The sequence below is a fragment of the Sphingomonas sp. 4RDLI-65 genome, from assembly GCF_049472435.1.
Taxonomy (GTDB): Bacteria; Pseudomonadota; Alphaproteobacteria; order Sphingomonadales; family Sphingomonadaceae; genus Sphingomonas.
In genome coordinates, this window is sequence record NZ_JBCEBT010000004.1 from 25,467 (window position 1) to 45,127 (window position 19,661).

The following is a 19,661-nucleotide window of genomic DNA, read 5'->3' on the forward strand; positions in this document are numbered from 1 at the left end:
TGGCACGGGCTTATACGGCGCGGGTCAAGGTTTCTGGGCCGCGGCTCCGTCCTCTTTTCGAAAACACATCGAAAAGGGTTCCGTATGCGTCGTCTCCTGCTGACCACCACCTGCCTGGCCACCTGCGTGTTTGCCGTCGCTAGCGGCGCGCAGGCGCAGACCGTGATCGACACGAAGCGGACCGATGCGGTGCGGACCTCGACGATCAAGGCGGGTGCGGCGGACAACCTCAGGATCGTCGCGGCGGGCTCGGTCACGCCGACCGGCGGCACCGCGGTGACGGTCGACAGCGTCAACTCGGTCGCCAACGAAGGCACGATCCAGGTCACCAACGCGGACGGCGCGACCGGCATCCTCGCGCAGGCGGGCACCGGCGGCGGCATCACCAACGCGGCGGCCGGCAAGATCATCATCGACGAAAGCTATGCGCCGACCGATGTCGACAAGGACGGCGACATCGACGGGCCGTTCGCGGCGGGCACCGGGCGGACCGGGATCCGGACGGCGGGCGCGTATGCCGGCGCGATCGTCAACAGCGGTGCGATCACGGTGAAGGGCAACGACTCCGCGGGCATCTGGCTGGGCGGGCCGCTGACCGGCGCGTTTACGCATGACGGGCAGACCGCGGTCACCGGCGACCGGTCGACCGGGGTGCGGATCGCCGACGTCACCGGCAACGTCCGGCTCGCGGGGACGATCGCGGCGATCGGGCAAGGTGCCGTCGCCGCGCGCGTCGATGGCGACATCGCCGGCGCGCTGGTGGTGCAGGGCGCGCTCGGCTCGACCGGATACCGGTACGCGACCGCGCCCGCCGACGTGACCAAGCTCGATGCCGACGACCTGTTGCAGGGCGGCTCCGCGCTGGTGGTGGCGGGCAACGTGTCGGGCGGGATCGTCTTTGCGGTGCCGCCGAAGGATGCGAGCACCACCGACACCGACGAGGACAAGGACGGGATCCCGGACGCGACCGAAGGCTCCGCGGCGGTGACCTCCTATGGCGCGGCGCCGGCGGTGCAGATCGGGTCGGCAACGCGCGCCGTCACGATCGGCGCGGTGGCGGGGACGGGGACCGGCTTCGGGCTGATCGTCGACGGCGGCATCGCGGGGAGCGGCGTGTACGGCGGCGTCGAGGGGAACGGGCTGGCGATCGGCGGGCTTGGCACAGGGTCGGGGGGCGCGGTGACGATCGCCGGCGGGATCGGTGTCAACGGCACGGTGGCAGCGACGGCGAACGGCGCGAGCGCGACCGCGTTGAAGATCGGTAGAGGGGCGTCGACCCCGGAAATCCGCAATGCCGGGACGATCTCGGCAGCGGGTGGCGGCACCGCGGCGTCGATCTCCACCGCGGTCCTGGTCGATACCGGTGCGTCGGTCGGCACGATCCGCAACAGCGGTACGATCAAGGCGACCGCACAGGCCGCCGACGGTACCGCGATCGCGATCCTCGACCGGTCGGGAACGGTGAGCCTGGTCGAGAACAGCGGCGGGATCGGTGCGGCGGGTGCGCTGGCTACCTCCGAGCGCAACATCGCGATCGACCTGTCTGCGAACGCGGCCGGCGCCATCGTCCGCCAGACCTTGGTCGCGACCGGCATCGCCGCGCCGGCGATCGTCGGCGACGTGCGCTTCGGCAGCGGCAACGACCTGTTCGAGGTGGCGGACGGCACCGTGACCGGGACCGCGCGGTTCGGCGCCGGCAACAACCGGCTGGCGCTGTCGGGTGACGCGGCGCTGACCGGCGGGGCGGTGTTCGGCGCGGGCAACGACGTGGTCGCGCTGGCCGGCACCTCGGTGTTCAGCGGCGCGGCGGACTTCGGCGGGGGCAGCGACACGCTGACGCTGGGCGGCACGTCGCGGTTCTCGGGCACGCTCGCCAATGCCGGCGGGCTGGCGGTCGCGGTGAATGGCGGGACGCTCGACCTGACCAAGGCGGCGTCGATCGCGTCGCTGTCGGTCGGTGCGGGCGGCGTGCTGGCGGTGACGCTCGACAAGACCGGCGGCACCGGCACGATGATCCAGGTCGCGGGCACGGCGGCGTTCGACAAGGATGCGAAACTGGCGCTGAAGCTGACCAGCGTGGTCGATGCCGAGGGTCGCTACACCGTGCTGCGCGCGGGAACGCTGACGGGGGCGGCGAACCTGACCGCGACGACGACCGCGCTGCCGTTCCTCTACAAGGGCAGCATCGCGGCGAACACGGGCAACGAGCTGAGCGTCGACGTCGCGCGGAAATCGGCCACCGAACTCGGGTTCAACCGCTCGCAGGCGGCGGCGTACGACGCGGTCTACAAGGCGCTGGGCAACGACGCGAAGGTCGGCGGCGCGTTCCTTAACATCACCGACGGCGACGCATTCCGCGGCTCGGTGCGACAGATGCTGCCCGATCATGCCGGCGGCACGTTCGAGGCGGTTACGATGGGCTCGCGCGCGACCGCCCGCGTGCTCGCCGACCCGCACGGCCCGTTCAAGGACGAGGGCAAATGGGGCTATTGGGTCTCGCAGGTCGCGTGGGGAACGGCGAAGAGCGTCGGCGACACCGCGGGCTATGACATTAGCGGCTGGGGCGTCGCGGCGGGCGCGGAATACAAGACCGGGGTGGGCAATTTCGGCACCTCGCTGGCGTATCTGCATGGCACCGACGCGGACGACGGCACCGACAACGAGGTGAATTCGGACCAGTATGAGCTGGCCGGATACTGGCGCGGGCATTGGGGTAACCTCCAGGCGAATGCGCGTGCGTCGGGCGCGAAGGTGCAGTTCGATGGCTTGCGGCGCTTCACCGGCAACATCGGCACCGAGGCGGTCGAGCGGACCTCGCGCGGCGACTGGAACGGGACGCTGTACGCAGGCTCGGGCGGCGTGTCGTGGGATGCGGGCAAGGGCCGGTTCGTGCTGCGGCCGGTGCTGGCGATCGATTATTACCGGTTGAAGGAAGACGGCTATGCCGAGACCGGCGGCGGCAAGGCGATCGACCTGGTGGTGCGCGCGCGGACGAGCGACGAGCTGGCGGTGACCGGCAGCACCGCGATCGGGCTGAACTTCGGCGGCCCCGATTTCACCGACGGCTGGTTCAGGCTCGAGACCGAGGGCGGGCGTCGCCAGATCGTCGGCGGCGGGCTGGGCGCGACTACCGCGGCGTTCGAGGGCGGGCAGGCGTTCACGCTGACCCCGGAAAAGCGCACCAGCGGCTGGGTCGGCAAGCTGCGCGGCGTCGGCGGCAACGGCATCTTCCGGATGGGCGGCGAGTTCAATGCCGAGCAGCAGCAGGGCCGGGTGGCGCTGTCGCTGCGCGCGAGCCTGCAGATCGGGCTGTAACGACGCAGCAGGATCAGGGCGCGCGCTGGACCCGCGCGCGCCACGTCGTGATATAGTCGATGTTGCCGCGGCACTCGCCCATTTCGGCCTGTTCGGACAGGCGGAAGCGGGTGCCGTCCCAGACGAAGCTCTGGGTGACGCCGCAGTCGCCGAGGCCGCGCGCCTTGGCGTAGCTGGTCAGGATGCCGTTTTCGAAACTGCCGTTGACGACGCTCCTTATCGGCGTGCCGGAGTCGGCGCCGGTTTCCTCGAACCCCGAGGGGGCGTCGGTTTGTGCCGGGGTGATCTTTGCGCCGTCGACGATGAAGAGCGCGCCGATCAGATTGTACGCGCCGGTCGAGCAGGGGAGGATCGCGAGCGACTTGCCGCCGCCCAGCGCGTGCACCTCGGGGGCGAACAGTTCCGGGTCTGCGCCAAACGGGAAATTGCCGAGATCGCAGGCGCCGCGTTTGCGCATCGTTGCGATCTGCGTGGGGGTGAGCTTGGCGGCGGCGCCCGATGGCGCGATCGCGGCGATGACGGGGAGGGCGGGCGTCGGTGCGCGCGAGGGGGCGGGGCCCTTGGCGACGACCGCGTCGGTGCTGCCGGCGCGGCCTTGCTGCGCGTCGATGTAGCGGAGTGCGGCGGCGGCGCCTTTCAGCGACAGCGTGGCGCGCGTGCCGCCCTGTGCGTCGAGGATCTTCAGCGACTGGGCGTTGGCGATCGCGGCAGCGAGGGCGGCGGCGTCGCGCAGGGCTATGGGTTTGCCGTCGACCGTGAAGCTGGCGGGTGGGCGCGTGGTGGCGGCCTGGGCGTTGCGGGTTTCGATCGCCAGCGACATCCTGCCGCCGCCGTTCGCGACCGGGCCGGGCTCTCGCACGAGGTTGAGCGTGAGATCGTCCTGGCCGATGCTCGCATCCGGGAGGAGCGAGCCGAGCGTGCAGCGAAGCGCGTTGTCGCAGCCTGCGGTCCAGTCGGTGAAGGTCCTGGTCGTGCCGGGTTTTGGGGGCGTGTGCGAGTCTGCGGCGGGGGTGGGCTGTGGCGCCGTCTGGGCGACGGGGGCGGACGCTGTCCTGGCCTCGGGCGTCGATTCGGCCTTAGGCTGCGGCGCGGGCTGGCTTGGCGAACAGGCCGTCATCAGCGGCACCATGACCAGGGGCGCGAGGAGGGGCGTCAGGGCGGAAAAGATCGGTTTGCACGGCATGATTGCAGCCTAGCGCTCTGGCCGCGCGGGGAAAAGCGGCTAGGGAGGGGCAACGATTTTAGGAGAGCGAAATGCAGACGATCGGCGTGATTGGTGCAGGACAGATGGGCGCGGGGATCGCGCAGGTTTCGGCACAGGCGGGGTACCGGGTGCTGCTGGCGGACGTGTCGCTGGAGGCGGCCGAGAAAGGCAAGGCGGGGATCGCCAAGGCGCTCGGCCGGCTGGTCGAGAAGGAGAAGATCGGGTCGCGCGAGCGTGACGACGCGCTGGCGCTGATCGAGCCGGTCGCGAGCGTTGCCGACATGGGCGACTGTGCGATCGTCGTCGAGGCGGCGACCGAGCGCGAGGCGGTGAAGCGCGCGATCTTCGCAGAGGTCGGCAAGGTGCTGGGGCCGGATGCGATCCTGGCGTCGAACACATCGTCGATCCCGATCACGCGCCTCGCACAGGCAGCGCCCGATGCGGCGCGGTTCATGGGGGTGCATTTCTTCAATCCGGTGCCGGTGATGCGGCCGATCGAGCTGATCCGGGGGCTGGCGACGTCGGACGCCACGGTGGCGGCGGTCGAGGCGTTTGCGCAAGCGCTCGGCAAGCAGGTGGTGCATGCGAACGACGCGCCGGGCTTCATCGTCAACCGGGTGCTGATGCCGATGATCAACGAGGCGTGCTTCGCGCTGGGCGAAGGCGTGGCGAGCGTGCGCGACATCGACTTGGCGTGCCAGCTGGGCCTGAACCATCCGATGGGGCCGCTGACGCTGGCGGATTTCATCGGGCTGGATACGTGCCTGGAGATCACGCGCGTGCTGTTCGAGGGGACCGGCGATCCGAAGTTCCGGCCGGCGCCGGTGCTGGTGAAATATGTCGAGGCCGGGTGGTTCGGGCGGAAGACCAAGCGCGGGTTTTACGATTATTCGGGGGCGGAGCCTGTGCCTACTCGGTGAGGGGGGCGCAGCCGCTTCGGTGAAGCGGCTACGGTTTCGCGTGATAGGTCGTATTCGGTGGGCTGGATTACCGGCCATCAGAGCGCCGACTCTTCAACTAAGTCTCGAAGAATGATGCCCGCCGGTGGAACCGAGGGGGATCGGTTAAAATCCCCGTAAGCACTGAGAAACAAAGGATATTTATTTCGGCGCCGGGACCGTTGTGCTAGCCCTTTGTACTAGCTGAGGCAAGGCTGCGTTATTGTCGTAAGCGTGGATTGACCGACATGGGCGACCAACCCATAAAACTCCGGGGGGGGGGCTGTTCATGGCAAAAAGTTACATTGACGAGCTTTTGGATTTAGCGGCTGGCATCGTCGAATTGGCCGATGCGGAAGGCACTATTGACAAGAGGTACTGGAAGAAGGCGAAGGCGGAGCACGATGCTCTACAAGCTAACTTCACTCGCGTTCGGAAGGAATACGTTGATAGTCTGCTTGATACTCCTGATGGTTACGAGCAGGCATATAGTCTAACCTTAGAAGAATTGAACATTACCCGGGAGAACTGTGATGATACGTGGATTCCTGCGGTAAACTATGTCTCAGATAACTTGCTGCCTTATTTGCAAAAAGAGTCTCGTCGGAGCCCTAGCACTCGAAAGTTCTTTAAGTACCTACCTTGGTTTATCGCGGGAGTTGCGGTAGTTGCTTATATCGCGGTCTCCTTTCTCGCATTGACGCCAATTAATCACGCGATAGATACGCAAGCTGGCATTAAGGAACGTGCTGCCGCGGTGCAGAAGGTGATACGTTACGATTACTTGATGAACACCCATGTTCGAAAGGGAGGATGGATTAAGGGTGCTCTGTTTTGGCCGCTCGAACCGACCGAGTACGAAATCAAGGGCGCATCTGAATTTGCTTCGCTAGCATTTGAGGCAAAGCAGGTAAGCGTTCAGGAATACGGCTGCTCACCAATTGCTCAAGAATATGGAAACGGTCCATCTAAAGACGAGGTAGCCTACCTTTCCGAGACTGCCGAACGATTGCGCGACGCTACACTGCAATGGAAAAAACCACCGATCATTACGACCATTGATGCAGCAAGGTTCGTAGGCAAATGTTAGAAGCGCCTACGACCTATTTCCGGTAGAGATTTGCGAGAGGGCAATTCAGACAAGAGTGAGCCCGGTTTACCCCGTATGCACGGTCCGCCCCTAGGCGATTATGACACGCCTAACGCGACCTGCATTATCGCGCGTGGTTCTTCATCCCTGCACTACGTGTCACAGTCGCCAAGCGGTCCGCTCCCTTATCTGTCCAGAATAACCTAACGAGGGATTGGCCGATGCCTGTGAGATGATCGCTGGCACCTTCTTGTTCTCCCGCGAAGGCGGGAGCCCAGACTGGATCCCCGCCTTTGCGGGGAAACATGCTGGCTTTGGTTAGGGCGAGTTACAGGCTTGGGGCCATTCAGCAGGGTGGTTTGGCATCGTCATGCATCCGCGCGTTGGTGCAATTCGGGCGTTGTGGTATGTGCTGTGACGTCTGGAGCGAAGGTTCGGTGATGAGCGGCAGCACGACGATGACGATCAGGGTGACGTCGGCGCTCAAGGCGCGGCTGGGGCGGTTGGCGCAGGATACGCAGCAGAGTCCGTCGGATCTCGCGGCAATGGCTGTGTCGGGGTATGTCGATCGTGAGCTTGCGGTCGTCGCGGGTATTCGGCGTGGGCTCGATGACGTCGAGGCTGGGCGGGTTATCGGGCATGACGATGCTGTGCGTGCGCTTCATGCGGCGATCGACCGGGCTGGCGTCAAGGGTTCCGGCAAGGCGGGTGGTTGACGCGGACCGTCGTCTGGTCGCGCGATGCACTGGACGATCTGGCGGCGCAACTCACCTATATTGCAGCGGACAACCCTGACGCCGCACACCGGGTTGCGGCTCGGATCGGCGATGCGGGGGCCGCGCTAGGAGCGATCCCGACCGGGCGTCCGGGACGGGTTGGTGGTACTTTCGAGAAATTGGTGACGGGGCTGGCGTACGTGATCGCTTATGCAATCACGGTGCGCGACGATCGGGAGGAGATATCGATCCTGCATGTGATCCATACTGCGCGGGATTGGCCGGCCGAGGCTTGGCCTGAAGATTAGCCAAGACGATGTGTAACCAAAACGGTTAAACGACTTGACATCGTCACGCTCGTTTGGTACATAACGGGAACGCTGAAGAATTGCGGCTCGGGCTGGTGGCTCGGGCGGAGAGAGGCCGGGACGGCCGGGGTGGGAGCCTCGGGTGTTGCCGGCCTTTTCGCGTTCTGGCGGGGCGGTTCACATGGGCGGGGGCGCGGGATGGTGAGCTTTCGGGAGGCGGGTGCGACGGTCGATACGCATACGCACGTTCGGTCGGTTGGCGCGCGCGCGACGATCATCAATGGGGGCAAGAACAGGGGTATCCAGGTGCGCGCGCTGCGTTCCGACGGGTGGACCAAGGCGCGGCGGGTGCAATTCCTGCACGTGCTGGGAAGGACCTGCAACGTCAGGGCGGCCGCCGCGAATGTCGGGATGGCGTGGGGAACCGCGTATGCGCTGAAACTGCGCGATCCGGCCTTTGCAGCGGCGTGGGCTGCGGCGCTGGCCGACGGGTATGATCGGCTCGAGGAGGCGCTGCTGGCGGCGGCGATCGCCGGGTTGAGCGGAGATTTCGCGATCGAGGCCGATGACGCCGCCGAGGGGGCCGCCGCCGGGGATTTGGCGGGCGATGCCGCCGGCGATCTTGAGGGCATTTCGATTCCGGATACGGGTGTCGTGCGGCTGGCGAGCATGCAGGCGGTGCAGGTTGCGCTGGCGATGCTGGGTCGGTTTCGCGCCACGCAGGCGGAGGGCGGGAAACGGCCGAAACTGGGTCGACGGCGCGCGACCGTCGAGGAGACCAATGCCTCGATCGCGAAGAAACTGGATGCCTTGGCCAGGCGGCTGGCGGCGGCGCCGACGAATGCTGTGATCGTGCTGGGGGGCGGGGCCGGCGAGGATGGAGCCGGGGACGGGGACGGGGCCGATGTCGCTGGATCTGAGGTGCGTCTGACAGGGGCCGGGATGATCCCCGAGAATGGCGTGCGGCATGAGCGATGACCGGTCTGGCGAAGGAGCGCGTGGCGTGGCTGATGAAACCGACCACATGGCTTTGAGGGATTCGGGGGAGAATTCGGGGGAAGATCTTGACGGTCGCACGCCCGAGACGCTGGGCGGGGGAGTAGAGGATGAAGGCGGTTCTGCGAACGGCGGGGCTGAGACTGGCCGGGATGTGATCGCGGAACTGGCGACGTTGCCTGCGGCACGGCGGGCGCGGCTGGTCGGGATGCTGACGGCGGCGGAGCGGCATGAACTGCATGATCGGTGGGAGGTCTGGGCGCATCCGGGGCAATGCCTGGCTGGTCGGGGCGCGGCGGACGACTGGCGGATCTGGGTGATCCTGGCCGGACGCGGGTTTGGGAAGACTCGCGCTGGGGCGGAGTGGGTCAGCCAGGTCGCGCGAGACAATCCAGGGGCCCGGATCGCGCTGGTCGGGGCGACCGTCGAGGATGTGCGGCGGGTGATGATCGAGGGGGAGAGCGGGCTGCTCGCCGTCGCGCGCGATGACGAGGATCCGGTCTGGCGGGTTGGCTCGGGCGAGCTGCGATTTGGCAATGGGGCGTTGGCTTCGGCGTATTCGGCGGAGGCGCCGGAGGGGTTGCGCGGGCCCGAGCATCATGTGGCGTGGTGCGACGAGGTGGCGAAGTGGCGCAACGGGAAGGCGACCTGGGATAATCTGATGATGGGGCTTCGGCTGGGCGATCTGCCGCGGATTGTGGTGACGACGACGCCTCGGCCGGTGGCTTTGCTGCGGCGGATCCTGGCGCTGCCGGGGGTGGTGCGGTCGCAGGGGCGTACCGTGGACAATGTGCATCTGCCGGTGAGTTTCGTGGAGGCGATGACGGCGTCCTATGCGGGGACGCGGCTGGGGCGGCAGGAGCTGGATGGCGAGCTGATCGAGGATGTCGTGGGGGCGCTGTGGACGCGGGCGCTGGTGGAGTCTCGGCGGAAGGCGTTTGCGCCTGAGGTGACGCGGGTCGTGGTGGGGGTGGATCCTCCCGCTGGCAGTGTGTCCGGGGGGCCGGGGGATGCCTGCGGGATCGTGGTCGTTGCGCTCGGGGTCGATGGGTTTGCGTATGTGCTGGAGGATGCGAGCGTTTCCGGGGCCAGTCCGGAAGGGTGGGCTCGCGCTGTGGCCGAGTGCGCCGAGCGACATGGCGCGGACCGGGTGATCGCGGAGTCCAACCAGGGGGGGAAGATGGTGGGGAGCGTGCTTGCCGGCGCGGATCGGGCGATGCCGGTGAAGCTGGTGCATGCGTCGCTGGGAAAGGTGGCGCGGGCGGAGCCGGTGGTGGCTTTGTATGAGGCTGGGCGGGCCTGGCATGTGGGGGCGTTTCCGGCGCTGGAGGACGAGCTTTGCGGGCTGATCGCTGGTGGGGGGTATGAGGGGCCGGGGCGGTCGCCGGATCGGGCTGATGCTCTTGTCTGGGCTATGACGGAGGTAATGCTGGGGCCGAGAGCGCGGGTTTCTGTGCGAGTTTTGTAGGGGGTGGCCCTCTCCCCATTGGGGAGAGGGAAGGAGGAGCACTTGCGACGGGAGGGTGAGGGCACGTGTCTTGGTGAGCGTGCCCTCACCCTCCCACGCTTCGCGCGGGCCCCTCCCTCTCCCCTGAAGGGAGAGAGGTTTTCGTTACAGGAGATCATCCATGAAATTGTTCGGGTGGAAATCCGGGCGCGATGAGTCGCGGCCGGTGTTGTCGCGTGCCTTGAGTGCGCCGGGGTTTCAGGGGGCGTTTGGGGATGTGCCGTATTCGTATGAGGCGCAGGTGCGGGCGGGGTATCTGGGGAATGCGATCGTCCAGCGGGCGGTGAAGCTGGTGGTGGAGTGCGTCGGGTCTGCGCCTCTGCTGGCTTCTGATCCGGCTCTCGTGGCTTTGGTGACGGCGCGGTCCGGGGGGCAGTCGCTGGTCGAGACGGTGGCGGCGCAGGTGCTGTTGCATGGCAATGCGTATGTGCAGGTCTTGCGCGACGTCGATGGGGGCGCGGCGGAGTTGTTTGCTTTGCGGCCGGAGCGGGTCGCCGTTGAAGCGGATTCCAGTGGGTGGCCGGCGGCTTATCGCTACCGAGTTGGGGAGCGGGTTACGCGGTTGCATGCGAATCCGGTTCGGCCGGAGGTGATCCACCTGAAGAGCTTCAACCCGGTCGATGACCATTATGGGTTGGGGTGCCTGGGGGCGGCTTCGGGAGCTGTGGCGATCCACAATGCGGCGGCGCGGTGGAACAAGGCTCTGTTGGATAATGCCGCGCGGCCTTCGGGGGCGCTGATGTATGATCCGAAGGATGGCGCGGTGTTGTCGACCGAGCAGTTCGCGCGGTTGCGGGGCGAGCTGGAGGCGTCGTTCTCGGGGGCGGGGAATGCTGGGCGGCCGATGCTGTTGGAGGGGGGCCTCAGGTGGCAGGCTTTGAGTCTGTCGCCCGCCGACATGGATTTCGTGGGGACGAAGGCGGCGGCGGCGCGGGAGATCGCGCTGGCGTTCGGGGTGCCGCCGATGTTGCTCGGGCTGCCGGGGGATAATTCTTACGCGAATTACCGGGAGGCTAACCGGGCGCTTTGGCGGCTGGGGGTTTTGCCGTTGGCGTCTTCGATTTTGACCGGGATCGCGCAGGGGTTGGCTGGGTGGTTCGAGGGGGCGGCGATTTCGGTCGATCTCGATCGGGTGCCAGCGCTGGTCGAGGATCGCGAGCGGCTTTGGGGGATGGTTAGCGGGGCTTCGTTTCTTAGCGATGCGGAGAAGCGGGCTCTCTTGGACATATCGGAGGTGGTCTGATGGACGGGGCGGTTTTGGCGCAGTTGATGCGGCAGGGGGCGGAGCGGGGTGTGGACCTGGTGACGCTTCGGGCGATCGTGGAGGAGGCGGGGGAGTTGGGGGCGGCTCGGGCTTTGGCGCGGGTGGCTTTGAGTGATGAGCGGGCTCGGGAGGATGTGGCGGAGTTGCGCGAGCTGTTGGCGGCTTGGCGGGATGCGAAGCGGTCGGTTTGGAAGGCGGTGGTGGGGTGGATCGCGCGGCTGGCTATGGCGCTGATGTTGGCGGGGCTGGCGGTGAAGCTGGGGTTTGCCGCGTGGTTGAAGTGACGGGCGAGGTGGCATTCGCGGGGTATGCGGCGGTGTTCGATGTTGTCGATCGGGCAGGGGATGTGGTGCGGCGGGGAGCCTTTGCCGACGCTCGGATGGTGCCTTTGTTGTGGCAGCATCGTGGGGGGGCGGTTGGGTCTTTGTCCGTCGTTGCTGAGGATGAGCGGGGGTTGCGGGTCGAGGGGGTGGTGGCGGATTTGGAGCTGGCTCGGCTGGTGCGGTCTGGGGCGGTGGCTGGGTTGTCTGTGGGGTATCGGGCTTTGCGGGTTCGGCAGGGGAGTAGGCGCGAGTTGCTGTCGGTCGCGCTGGTCGAGGTTAGTCTGGTGGCGGTGCCTATGCAGGCTTTGGCGCGGGTTGAGGTGGTGCCTTAGCGGCGTGCCCTCACCCTCCCACGCTTCGCGCGGGCCCCTCCCTCTCCCCTGACGGGAGAGGGGTTTTTGAGTTTCACGAGGCGTCCTGCGGGGCGCCCTTTTTCGTTTCACGCGAGGAGATGACTGATGGGTGTTGTTGACCGGCCGGTTTTGGAGGGGGCGGCTCCTCTCGGGGTGAGTGCGGCGTTTGCGGGGTTCGTGCGGACCGGCGCTACGCTGGAGATGAAGGCGTTTACCGGGGTGACGGGGGATGCCGGCGGGTTTGCGGTGCCGCGGGAGATCGATGCGCAGATCGATACGTTGCTGAAGGGGATTTCGCCGATCCGGGCGATCGCCAATGTCGTGAAGGTTGGGTCGGCTGGGTATCGCAAGCTGGTTACCACGGGCGGTACCCCTTCGGGGTGGGCGGCGGAGAATGCGGCTCGGCCGGAGACGGCTTCGCCGGTGTTCGTCGAGATCGCGCCGCCTACGGGGGAGCTGTATGCCAATCCCTCGGCTAGCCAGGCGATGCTCGATGACGCGGCGTTCGATGTCGAGGAGTGGCTGGCGGGCGAGATCGCTATGGAGTTTGCGAAGGCCGAGGGGGCGGCTTTCGTGTCGGGTTCCGGTGTGTCGCGGCCTAAGGGGTTTCTGACGTCGGCGACCGCGGCGACGGCGGATGGGGTTCGGGCTTTCGGGACTTTGCAGTATCTCGCGAGCGGGACGGCTGGGGACTTTTCGGCGAGTCCGCAGGAGCGGTTGATCGATCTGGTCCAGTCTTTGCGCGGGCCGTATCGGCAGGGGGCTAGCTTCGTGATGAATGCGGCTACGCTGGCGCGGATCCGGAAGTTCAAGACGACGGATGGGGCGTTCGTGTGGGCGCCTTCGCTGGCGGCGGGGGTGCCGGCTACGCTGCTGGGGTATCCGGTGGTGGAGGCCGAGGACATGCCGGACATTGCGGCGAATGCTCTGGCGATCGCGTTCGGGAATTTCCGGGCGGGGTACATCATCGCCGAGCGGACCGAGACTGGGATCCTGCGCGATCCGTACTCGAACAAGCCTTTCGTCAATTTCTACGCGACCAAGCGAGTCGGTGGGTGCGTGACGAACTCCGAGGCTATCAAGCTGATGAAGTTCTCGGTGGCTTGAGTTTCGGGGGGGGAGGGGTTTGGGGCGGGGGTTGCTCGTCCCAACTCCCCTCTCCCTCCCGCGCGCAAGGGCGCGCGGGCCCCTCCCTCTCCCCGGAGGGGCGAGGGAAATAGGAGACGTTGCATGGGTGGGTCGGCGATTTCTGCCGGGGTGATCGCTGAGGTGGTCGTCGCGGCGAGGGCTTTGTTGCGGGTGGAGAGTGGGGAGGACGCCGTGCTGGCGCGGTTGGCGCAGACGGCGTTGCTGCTGGGGGAGGCTTTTCTGGGGGCGGCGGTGATCGTGCGGCCCTTCGAGGATGTGGTGACCAGTGCGGCGGGGTGGCGGCGACTGGTGGTTGCGCCGGTGAGCACGATTGCCGGGGTTACGGGATTGCCGAGTGAGGGCGCGCCGTTCGTTCTGGCGGCTGGCGCCTATGCGGTCGATATCGATGCGGATGGGGTTGGTTGGGTTCGTATCCTGACCGCGGGATCGGCTGGGCGCGTGGCGGTGGCGTATTCTGCTGGGCTTGCCTTGAGCTTCGAGGCGGTGCCCGCCCCGATCGCGCAGGGGGTGGCGATGCTGGTCGCGCATCTGTTCGATCACCGGGAGAGCGATGTGGCGCCGCCGGCGGCGGTGGCGGCGTTGTGGCGGCCTTATCGGCGGATGCGGTTGGGCCTTGAGGTGCACTCCGGAGCTTTGACGTGAGTGCGCGGGTGGTCCTGCAGAATGCCGTCGTCGCTCGACTGAACGCTGTGCTCGACGTGAGCGTGTTCGATGCGCCGCCGGTGCGGGGTGGGCTGCCGTATGCGGTGGTGGACGAGCCGGTGTTGTCGGACTGGAGCACGAAGACCTGGGTTGGGCGGGAGGGGCGCGTTCTGCTGACGCTGTTCGATGGGGGGGAGCGGCCGGTTCGGGTGCGTTCCTTGCTGGCGGCGGCGGAGGAGGGGTTGGAGTTGCTTCCGCCTGATCTTGGCGAGGGATGGCGGGTGGTTCGGCTGGCGCTTGTGCGGTCTCGGGTGCTGCGGGTTGGGGATCGGTGGCGGGGGACGTCCGAGTTTCTGGTGCGGATGTACCGGGAGAGTTGAAGGGTTTGCGCCGCGGAGGCGCGGTGCAGGTTCCCGCCTTCGCGGGGAAACGTCTTTGGGGGAGATCGACATGGCGGTGGAGAAGGGGAGTGCGTTCCTGCTGAAGGTGGGGAACGGGGCGGTGCCGGTAGTCTACGCGACGGTGGCGGGGCTGCGGACGACGCAGATGTCGGTGAATGGGGAGGCTATCGTCGTTACCACCAAGGATTCCGGGGGGTGGCGGCAGTTGCTGTCTGGGGCTGGGGTTCGGAGTGTGTCCGTGTCGGGCGCGGGGGTTTTTACCGGGTCGGTGGCGGAGTTGCGGGTGAAGGCTAGTGCGCTCACCGGGGTGCTGGATGATTATCGGCTGGCGTTCGAGGGCGGGGATACGATGACGGGCAAGTTCCTGGTGTCTCGGCTGGACTATGCCGGGGATTTCAATGGGGAGCGGTCTTATACGCTTAGCCTGGAGAGTTCCGGGGCTGTGGTCGTGGGGTGAGTTTGGTCCCTCTCCCGGCGGGAAAGGGAGGGAGGAGCACTTGCGACGGGAGGGTGAGGGCACGTGCTTTGGTGGGCGTGSSCTCACCCTCCCACGCTTCGCGCGGGCCCCTCCCTCTCCCCTGAAGGGAGAGGGTTCTCTTTTCGGAGATCTATCATGAACGATCAGGCGAATCCGGTTCGGGGGGAGGGGGCTCTTCGGGTCGGGGGAGAGATGCTTGTTCTTCGGCCCAGCTTTGCGGCTTTGGTCGCAGCGGAAAGCGAACTGGGGCCTTTGTTCGCGCTGGTCGAGCGCGCCGCCGACGGGAAGCTTGGACTCGGCGAGATGGTGGGGCTGTTCTGGCATTGCCTTCGCGAATGTCCCGAGGGGGTTACGCGGGAGCGGTTGGGGGAGGCTGTGGTCGAAGCGGGACTGGCGGCGGTGACGCCGGTGCTGCGGGTGCTGTTGCGGCAGATTTTGGCGGGGAAGTGACGTTCTCGGAGAGTGCGGCGCGGCTCGCGGGTTTCGCGGGGGCGGTGCTGGGGTGGGCGCCGGAGATGTTCTGGCGGGCTACGCCGGCGGAATTGGCGGGGGTGGTCGGGGCTTTGGTGGGCGATGTGACGGCGCCGCCGGATGCCTCGACGATCGCGCGGTTGAGGGGGGCTTTTCCTGATGGATGATCTTGATGCGGCGCTGGTGAGCGTTCGGGCGGATACGAACGGGTTCTCGCGTGATGTCGAGGCGATGCGGGGGGAGCTGGAGGGGGTGCTTGGGGCTGGGGCGGAGCGGGCTGCGCTTCGGTTGGAGGCTGGGCTTTTGCGGGCGGTTCGGTCGGGCAAGCTGGGGTTCGAGGAGTTGAAGGGGGTGGCGTTGTCGGCGCTGGATGCGATTGCTTCGGCGGCTTTGAAGGCTGGGGTGCAGTCTGTGCTGAGCGGTGGCGGGTTGAGTGGCGCGCTGGCCGGATTGGTTGGTGGACTGCCTGGGCGGGCTACCGGTGGGCCGGTTTCTCCGGGGCGCGCTTATGTCGTTGGGGAGCGGGGGGCGGAGGTTTTCGTGCCTACTGCTAGCGGGCGGGTTGAGGCTGGGTCTGGCGGTGGGGTTCGCGAGGTGCGGGTGGCGATTACCGTCAACGCGGTTGGTGGGAGTGCGCCTGGGGTGCTGGCGCAGTCGAGCCGGCAGGTGGCTCGGGCGGTTAAGGCGGCTTTGGCGGTGGAATAGTCCCTCTCCCCGTCGGGGAGAGGGGAGGAGGAGCGCTTGCGACGGGGGGGTGAGGGGCTTTGGGGTCGGTGTTCCGTGCCTCACTCCCCTCTCCCTCCCACGCGCAAGGGCGCGCGGGCCCCTCCCTCTCCCCGGAGGGGCGAGGGAAAGTTGGAGAATCTTCATGGCGCATTGGCTTTGCTCGGCTCGGACGGTGCAGGTCGAGGGGCTGGTGTCCCGGTTCGATCCTCGGTTCTGGACCGTCAACTTTCCTCGGCCGATGATGGCTTCCGTGGTCACGAGCGGGGCTGACTCGCTGCGGGTGGATGCTGTGTTTTACAAGGCGGACGATCTGGCCGGGTTGATCTGGGAGGCGGTCGATCGGTTCGATCATCCTTTGCTGCAATATGAGACTTCGCGGGATTTTCGGGACTGTCGGCTGGGGTTCCGGTGGCGCTCCGGCGGGGTGATGGCGCTGGATGCGATCAATGGTCCGACGTTGACGATCGAGGGGCGGGATGCGGCTGGGGTCGCTCGGGCCTGGTATGTGCGGTTGTGGAATTATGCGGTGGGGGCGCCGGAGGATGCGGTCGTTTCGCTCGATTTCGCGGCGATGGTCGGCGGGTATGAACTGCCGGAGGATGCGGACCCTGTTTGGGCGGGGGATATCGACCGGATGTTCGTGTCGCTGGTGCCGCCGGAGTATTCGGGGGCGGATGTGCCGCTGGCCGGGCCGCGCGCGGGGTGGGTCGAGTGGACCGATCTGGTCTGTGAGGGGGCGGGGTCGGTGCTGGCGATCGGCGATGCCGTCGTGCCCGAGCACGGGGTGCGGATCGCGAGCGGGTATGACGACAGCTATAACCTGACGCCGGCAAGGCTGCTGCGCAATGCGCTGCATCTCGGGTATCGGGGGAGCATCACGCATTATGTGGGCATGAGCCATTATTTCCGGCTCGAGGCGCTTGGCGGCGGGTTTTACGTGTCGGCGGCGGGGGGCGTTTTGAACGCGGCTTGTGCGGCCTGGCATCGGGATTTTGCGGGCCGGGCCAAGGCGCTTGGCTATGATGTGATCTGGTCGCTGAGCTACGAGCTGTTCGACGCGCATTGCTGGAACGACTGGAAGCAGCGGGCCGCCGATGGCGCGCCGGCGCTGACCGGGTGGGCGCCGCCGTCTACGTTGCTGTCGCCGGCGCATGGCGGGGCGATGGGGTATCTGCAGGCGGTGGCGCGGGCTTTTCTCGCGATCGGGATTGCGGCGGGGTTGGCGCCGAAGTTTCAGGTTGGCGAGCCGTGGTGGTGGATCATGCCGGATGGGCGGCCTTGCCTGTACGATGCGAGCGCGGTGGCGGCGTTCGCGCCGGTGGCGATGGCGAGCATTCGGGGGGCCAAGACGGCGGCGCAGGTGGTGACGCTGGAGGCTGCGGGGGCGTGCCTGGCAGCGTCGACGGCGGCGCTGGTGGCGGCTGCCAAGCTGGAGGCGCCCGGGTGCGTCTCGCATCTGCTGACGTATCTGCCGACCGTGCTGGATGCTGCCGCGCCTGAGGCGAAGCGCGCGAACATGCCGGTGGGGTGGGCCAGTCCGGCGTTCGATGTGCTGCAGCTCGAGGATTACGACTGGGTGACCGAGGGGGATTCGGCGTCGTCGGCACAAGGGTTGGCGGTGGCGTTGGCGCGGCTCGGCTATCCGGTCGAACGGCAGCATTACCTGTCGGGGTTCGTGCTCCAGCCAGATTTGGGACCCGACCAGGCGGCGCAATGGGGACTGATCGAGGCGGCGGCCGAGGTGGCGCGGGCGCGGGGGGTGGCGGAGACGTTCCTCTGGGCGCTGCCGCAGGTGATGCGGGATGGGTTCGTGCATTTCGATACTGACGATTCAATCGGGGGGGAGGACGAGGCCGTGGACGCGTTCGATGACGTGCTGTTCCCGTTGGCGCTGGGGCGTGAGGCCGAGGTGGCGCCGGGGTTCTCGACCGCGATCCTGACGAGTTCGGGGGGGCGGGAGGTACGCAACGCGGCCTGGGCGGAGGCGCGGACGGCGTACGATGTCGGGCCGGGATTGCGGAGCGAGGCGGATATCGGGGTTTTGCTCGCGTTCTTCCGGGCGCGAATGGGCGCGGCTCGGGGGTTTCGGCTGAGGGATCCGTTTGACTTCGAGGCGGTGGGCGAGGTGGTCGGAGTTGGCGATGGGGTGGCTCGGCGGTTTGCGTTGGTGAAATCCTATGGTGCGATGGAGCGGCGGATTACCCGGCCTGTTGTTGGCAGTGTTTCGGTGGCTGTGGGGGGCGTTGGGACTTCCGCGTTCTCCGTGGAGGCTGGCGGGTGGGTGGTGCTCGACGTGGCGCCTGCCGTGGGGGCTGTGGTGACGGCGGGGTTTGCGTTCGATGTGCCGGTGCGGTTTGCCGAGGATCGGTTGAGCGTGGCTCGGGCTACGTTTCTGGCGGGGGTGGCGGCGAGTGTGCCGCTGGTCGAGGTGCGGGAGGCGTGACGTGTCCCTCTCCCCTGCGGGGAGAGGGAGGGAGGAGCCTCTTGGCGACGGGAGGGTGAGGGGTTTTGGGGATTAACGTTCCGAGCCTCACGCCCCTCACCCTCCCACGCGCAAGGGCGCGCGGGCCCCTCCCTCTCCCCGGAGGGGCGAGGGGTTTTTGAGGAGACTGTCATGTTTCTGGATGCTGAGCTGGCGACGATTGCCCTGTGCTGGCGGATCGAGCGGCGGGATGGGGTGGCGGTCGGTTTGACCGCGCATGACCGGGATCTGGTGGTCGACGGGCTGGTGCACCGCGCGGCGCCGGGGATGACGCCGTCGGCGATCCAGCGGTCCGATGGGCTGGAGGCGGATACGATGGATGTGGCGGGGGCTTTGACGAGCGCGGCGATCGGCGAGCGCGATCTGCTCGGCGGGCGGTGGGATGGGGCGCGGGTGGCGGTGTTTGCGGTCGACTGGAGCGATCCGGCGGCTCGCGTGGAACTGGGCGAGGGGATCATCGGTGCAGTCGAGCTGGGCGATGCCGGGTTCACGGCCGAACTGCGCGGGGCGAGCGCGGCGCTGGATCGGCCGGTTGTCGAGGAGACATCGCCCGAATGTCGCGCGGACCTGGGCGATCGGCGGTGCCGGGTGGCGATGGCGGGACGGCGCCGGTTTGCCCGGGTGGTGGCGTGCGCGGGGGCGGTAGTGACGCTGGACGGCGCGACCGATGGGTTGGCGGGCGGGCTGCTGCGCTGGTTCGGCGCTGCGAATGGCGGGCTGGAGAGCGCGGTCGCGGCCGGCGCGGGGGTGGTGCTGACGTTGCGCGCAGTGCCGGCGTTCGCGGTCGAGGCGGGCGTGCTCGTGGAAGTCGTCGAGGGGTGCGACAAGAGCCTTGCCACCTGCGCCGGGCGGTTTCGCAATGCCGTGAATTTCCGGGGGGAGCCGTATCTGCCGGGGATCGACCTGCTCACGCGGTATCCGGGGGCTTGAGCGCGGTCGAGCAGGCTGCCCTGCGCGCGGTGGGGACGCGGTTTCGGTTGCATGGGCGGGGGGCGGAGGGACTCGATTGTGTCGGGCTAGTGGCCTTGGCGCTTCGGGCTGGTGGGTATTCTGGCGCGGTTCCGAGCGGGTATTCTTTGCGGGGTGGCGATTGGAGTTTGCTGGATCGGCTGCTGGTGCGCGTTGCCGAGGCGGAGCCGGGCGATGTGCTGCTGATGGCGGCGGGGCCGGGGCAGTTTCACCTGGGGGTCAGCACGCAGCGCGGTTTCGTGCATGCCGATGCGGGGTTGCGACGCGTGGTCGAGCGGCCGGGCGCGCCGCCCTGGCCGGTGCTCGGTGTCTGGCGGATGGAGGGGTGA

21 protein-coding genes are annotated in these 19,661 nt (G+C 67.4%); 20 read left to right on the forward strand and 1 reads right to left on the reverse strand.

Going from position 1 to position 19,661, the window contains the following annotated elements:
* Nucleotides 1–84: 84 nt before the first annotated feature.
* Nucleotides 85–3,315, forward strand: coding sequence for an autotransporter outer membrane beta-barrel domain-containing protein (locus VH567_RS10775; RefSeq protein WP_423325935.1), 3,231 nt, complete (start codon nt 85–87; stop codon nt 3,313–3,315).
* A gap of 13 nt (nt 3,316–3,328) precedes the next feature.
* On the opposite strand, the gene VH567_RS10780 is transcribed toward VH567_RS10775, so the two are convergent.
* Entirely contained in the window at nt 3,329–4,432 is a 1,104-nt protein-coding gene (locus tag VH567_RS10780) for a DUF1176 domain-containing protein (RefSeq protein WP_423325937.1), read from the reverse strand.
* Between the two features lie 137 nt (nt 4,433–4,569).
* Between VH567_RS10780 and VH567_RS10785 the strand changes: the two genes are divergently transcribed.
* The 19 genes from VH567_RS10785 (at nt 4,570) to VH567_RS10875 (ending at nt 19,661) form a co-directional block, all read left to right on the forward strand.
* Entirely contained in the window at nt 4,570–5,439 is an 870-nt protein-coding gene (locus VH567_RS10785) for a 3-hydroxyacyl-CoA dehydrogenase NAD-binding domain-containing protein (protein WP_423325939.1), read from the forward strand.
* Between the two features lie 307 nt (nt 5,440–5,746).
* Nucleotides 5,747–6,547 (forward strand): hypothetical protein, encoded by an 801-nt coding sequence (locus VH567_RS10790; protein WP_423325941.1) that lies wholly within the window; start codon nt 5,747–5,749, stop codon nt 6,545–6,547.
* Between the two features lie 440 nt (nt 6,548–6,987).
* Nucleotides 6,988–7,263: a CopG family ribbon-helix-helix protein gene (locus tag VH567_RS10795; RefSeq protein ID WP_423325943.1), complete on the forward strand. Its 276-nt coding sequence runs from the start codon at nt 6,988–6,990 to the stop codon at nt 7,261–7,263.
* On the forward strand, nt 7,260–7,571 hold the full coding sequence (locus VH567_RS10800; RefSeq protein ID WP_423325945.1) for a type II toxin-antitoxin system RelE/ParE family toxin: 312 nt from the start codon (nt 7,260–7,262) through the stop codon (nt 7,569–7,571). Before VH567_RS10795 ends, VH567_RS10800 begins: the two co-directional genes overlap by 4 nt.
* A gap of 306 nt (nt 7,572–7,877) precedes the next feature.
* The gene (locus VH567_RS10805; RefSeq protein WP_423325947.1) at nt 7,878–8,549 is read left to right on the forward strand and encodes a hypothetical protein; all 672 of its coding nucleotides are present in this window, start codon (nt 7,878–7,880) and stop codon (nt 8,547–8,549) included.
* 226 nt (nt 8,550–8,775) lie between these two features.
* Entirely contained in the window at nt 8,776–10,035 is a 1,260-nt protein-coding gene (locus VH567_RS10810; protein ID WP_423326528.1) for a DNA-packaging protein, read from the forward strand.
* Between the two features lie 160 nt (nt 10,036–10,195).
* The gene (locus tag VH567_RS10815; RefSeq protein WP_423325949.1) at nt 10,196–11,317 is read left to right on the forward strand and encodes a phage portal protein; all 1,122 of its coding nucleotides are present in this window, start codon (nt 10,196–10,198) and stop codon (nt 11,315–11,317) included.
* Nucleotides 11,317–11,622: a DUF6127 family protein gene (locus tag VH567_RS10820; RefSeq protein WP_183129183.1), complete on the forward strand. Its 306-nt coding sequence runs from the start codon at nt 11,317–11,319 to the stop codon at nt 11,620–11,622. The genes VH567_RS10815 and VH567_RS10820 overlap by 1 nt, the downstream gene beginning before the upstream one ends.
* A gap of 8 nt (nt 11,623–11,630) precedes the next feature.
* The gene (locus VH567_RS10825; RefSeq protein ID WP_423326530.1) at nt 11,631–11,993 is read left to right on the forward strand and encodes an HK97 family phage prohead protease; all 363 of its coding nucleotides are present in this window, start codon (nt 11,631–11,633) and stop codon (nt 11,991–11,993) included.
* Between the two features lie 126 nt (nt 11,994–12,119).
* Complete coding sequence (locus VH567_RS10830; RefSeq protein ID WP_423325951.1) at nt 12,120–13,121, forward strand: phage major capsid protein; 1,002 nt, start codon at nt 12,120–12,122, stop codon at nt 13,119–13,121.
* Nucleotides 13,122–13,244: 123 nt separating this feature from the next.
* Nucleotides 13,245–13,805, forward strand: coding sequence for a head-tail connector protein (locus VH567_RS10835; RefSeq protein ID WP_423325953.1), 561 nt, complete (start codon nt 13,245–13,247; stop codon nt 13,803–13,805).
* Nucleotides 13,802–14,185: a DUF3168 domain-containing protein gene (locus VH567_RS10840; RefSeq protein WP_423325955.1), complete on the forward strand. Its 384-nt coding sequence runs from the start codon at nt 13,802–13,804 to the stop codon at nt 14,183–14,185. Before VH567_RS10835 ends, VH567_RS10840 begins: the two co-directional genes overlap by 4 nt.
* Nucleotides 14,186–14,255: 70 nt before the next feature.
* Nucleotides 14,256–14,663 (forward strand): phage tail tube protein, encoded by a 408-nt coding sequence (locus tag VH567_RS10845; protein WP_056060976.1) that lies wholly within the window; start codon nt 14,256–14,258, stop codon nt 14,661–14,663.
* 156 nt (nt 14,664–14,819) lie between these two features.
* Nucleotides 14,820–15,134, forward strand: coding sequence for a gene transfer agent family protein (locus VH567_RS10850; RefSeq protein WP_423325957.1), 315 nt, complete (start codon nt 14,820–14,822; stop codon nt 15,132–15,134).
* Nucleotides 15,131–15,322: a phage tail assembly chaperone gene (locus VH567_RS10855; RefSeq protein ID WP_423325959.1), complete on the forward strand. Its 192-nt coding sequence runs from the start codon at nt 15,131–15,133 to the stop codon at nt 15,320–15,322. The genes VH567_RS10850 and VH567_RS10855 overlap by 4 nt, the downstream gene beginning before the upstream one ends.
* A complete protein-coding gene (locus tag VH567_RS10860) occupies nt 15,312–15,860 on the forward strand; it encodes a tail tape measure protein (protein ID WP_423326532.1) in 549 nt (182 codons plus the stop codon). Before VH567_RS10855 ends, VH567_RS10860 begins: the two co-directional genes overlap by 11 nt.
* 163 nt (nt 15,861–16,023) lie before the next feature.
* Nucleotides 16,024–18,324 carry a DUF2460 domain-containing protein gene (locus VH567_RS10865; RefSeq protein ID WP_423325961.1) on the forward strand — a complete coding sequence of 767 codons (2,301 nt, stop codon included), beginning with the start codon at nt 16,024–16,026 and terminating at the stop codon, nt 18,322–18,324.
* A gap of 171 nt (nt 18,325–18,495) precedes the next feature.
* Complete coding sequence (locus tag VH567_RS10870) at nt 18,496–19,293, forward strand: DUF2163 domain-containing protein (protein WP_423325963.1); 798 nt, start codon at nt 18,496–18,498, stop codon at nt 19,291–19,293.
* 146 nt (nt 19,294–19,439) lie between these two features.
* Nucleotides 19,440–19,661 (forward strand): hypothetical protein, encoded by a 222-nt coding sequence (locus VH567_RS10875; RefSeq protein ID WP_423325965.1) that lies wholly within the window; start codon nt 19,440–19,442, stop codon nt 19,659–19,661.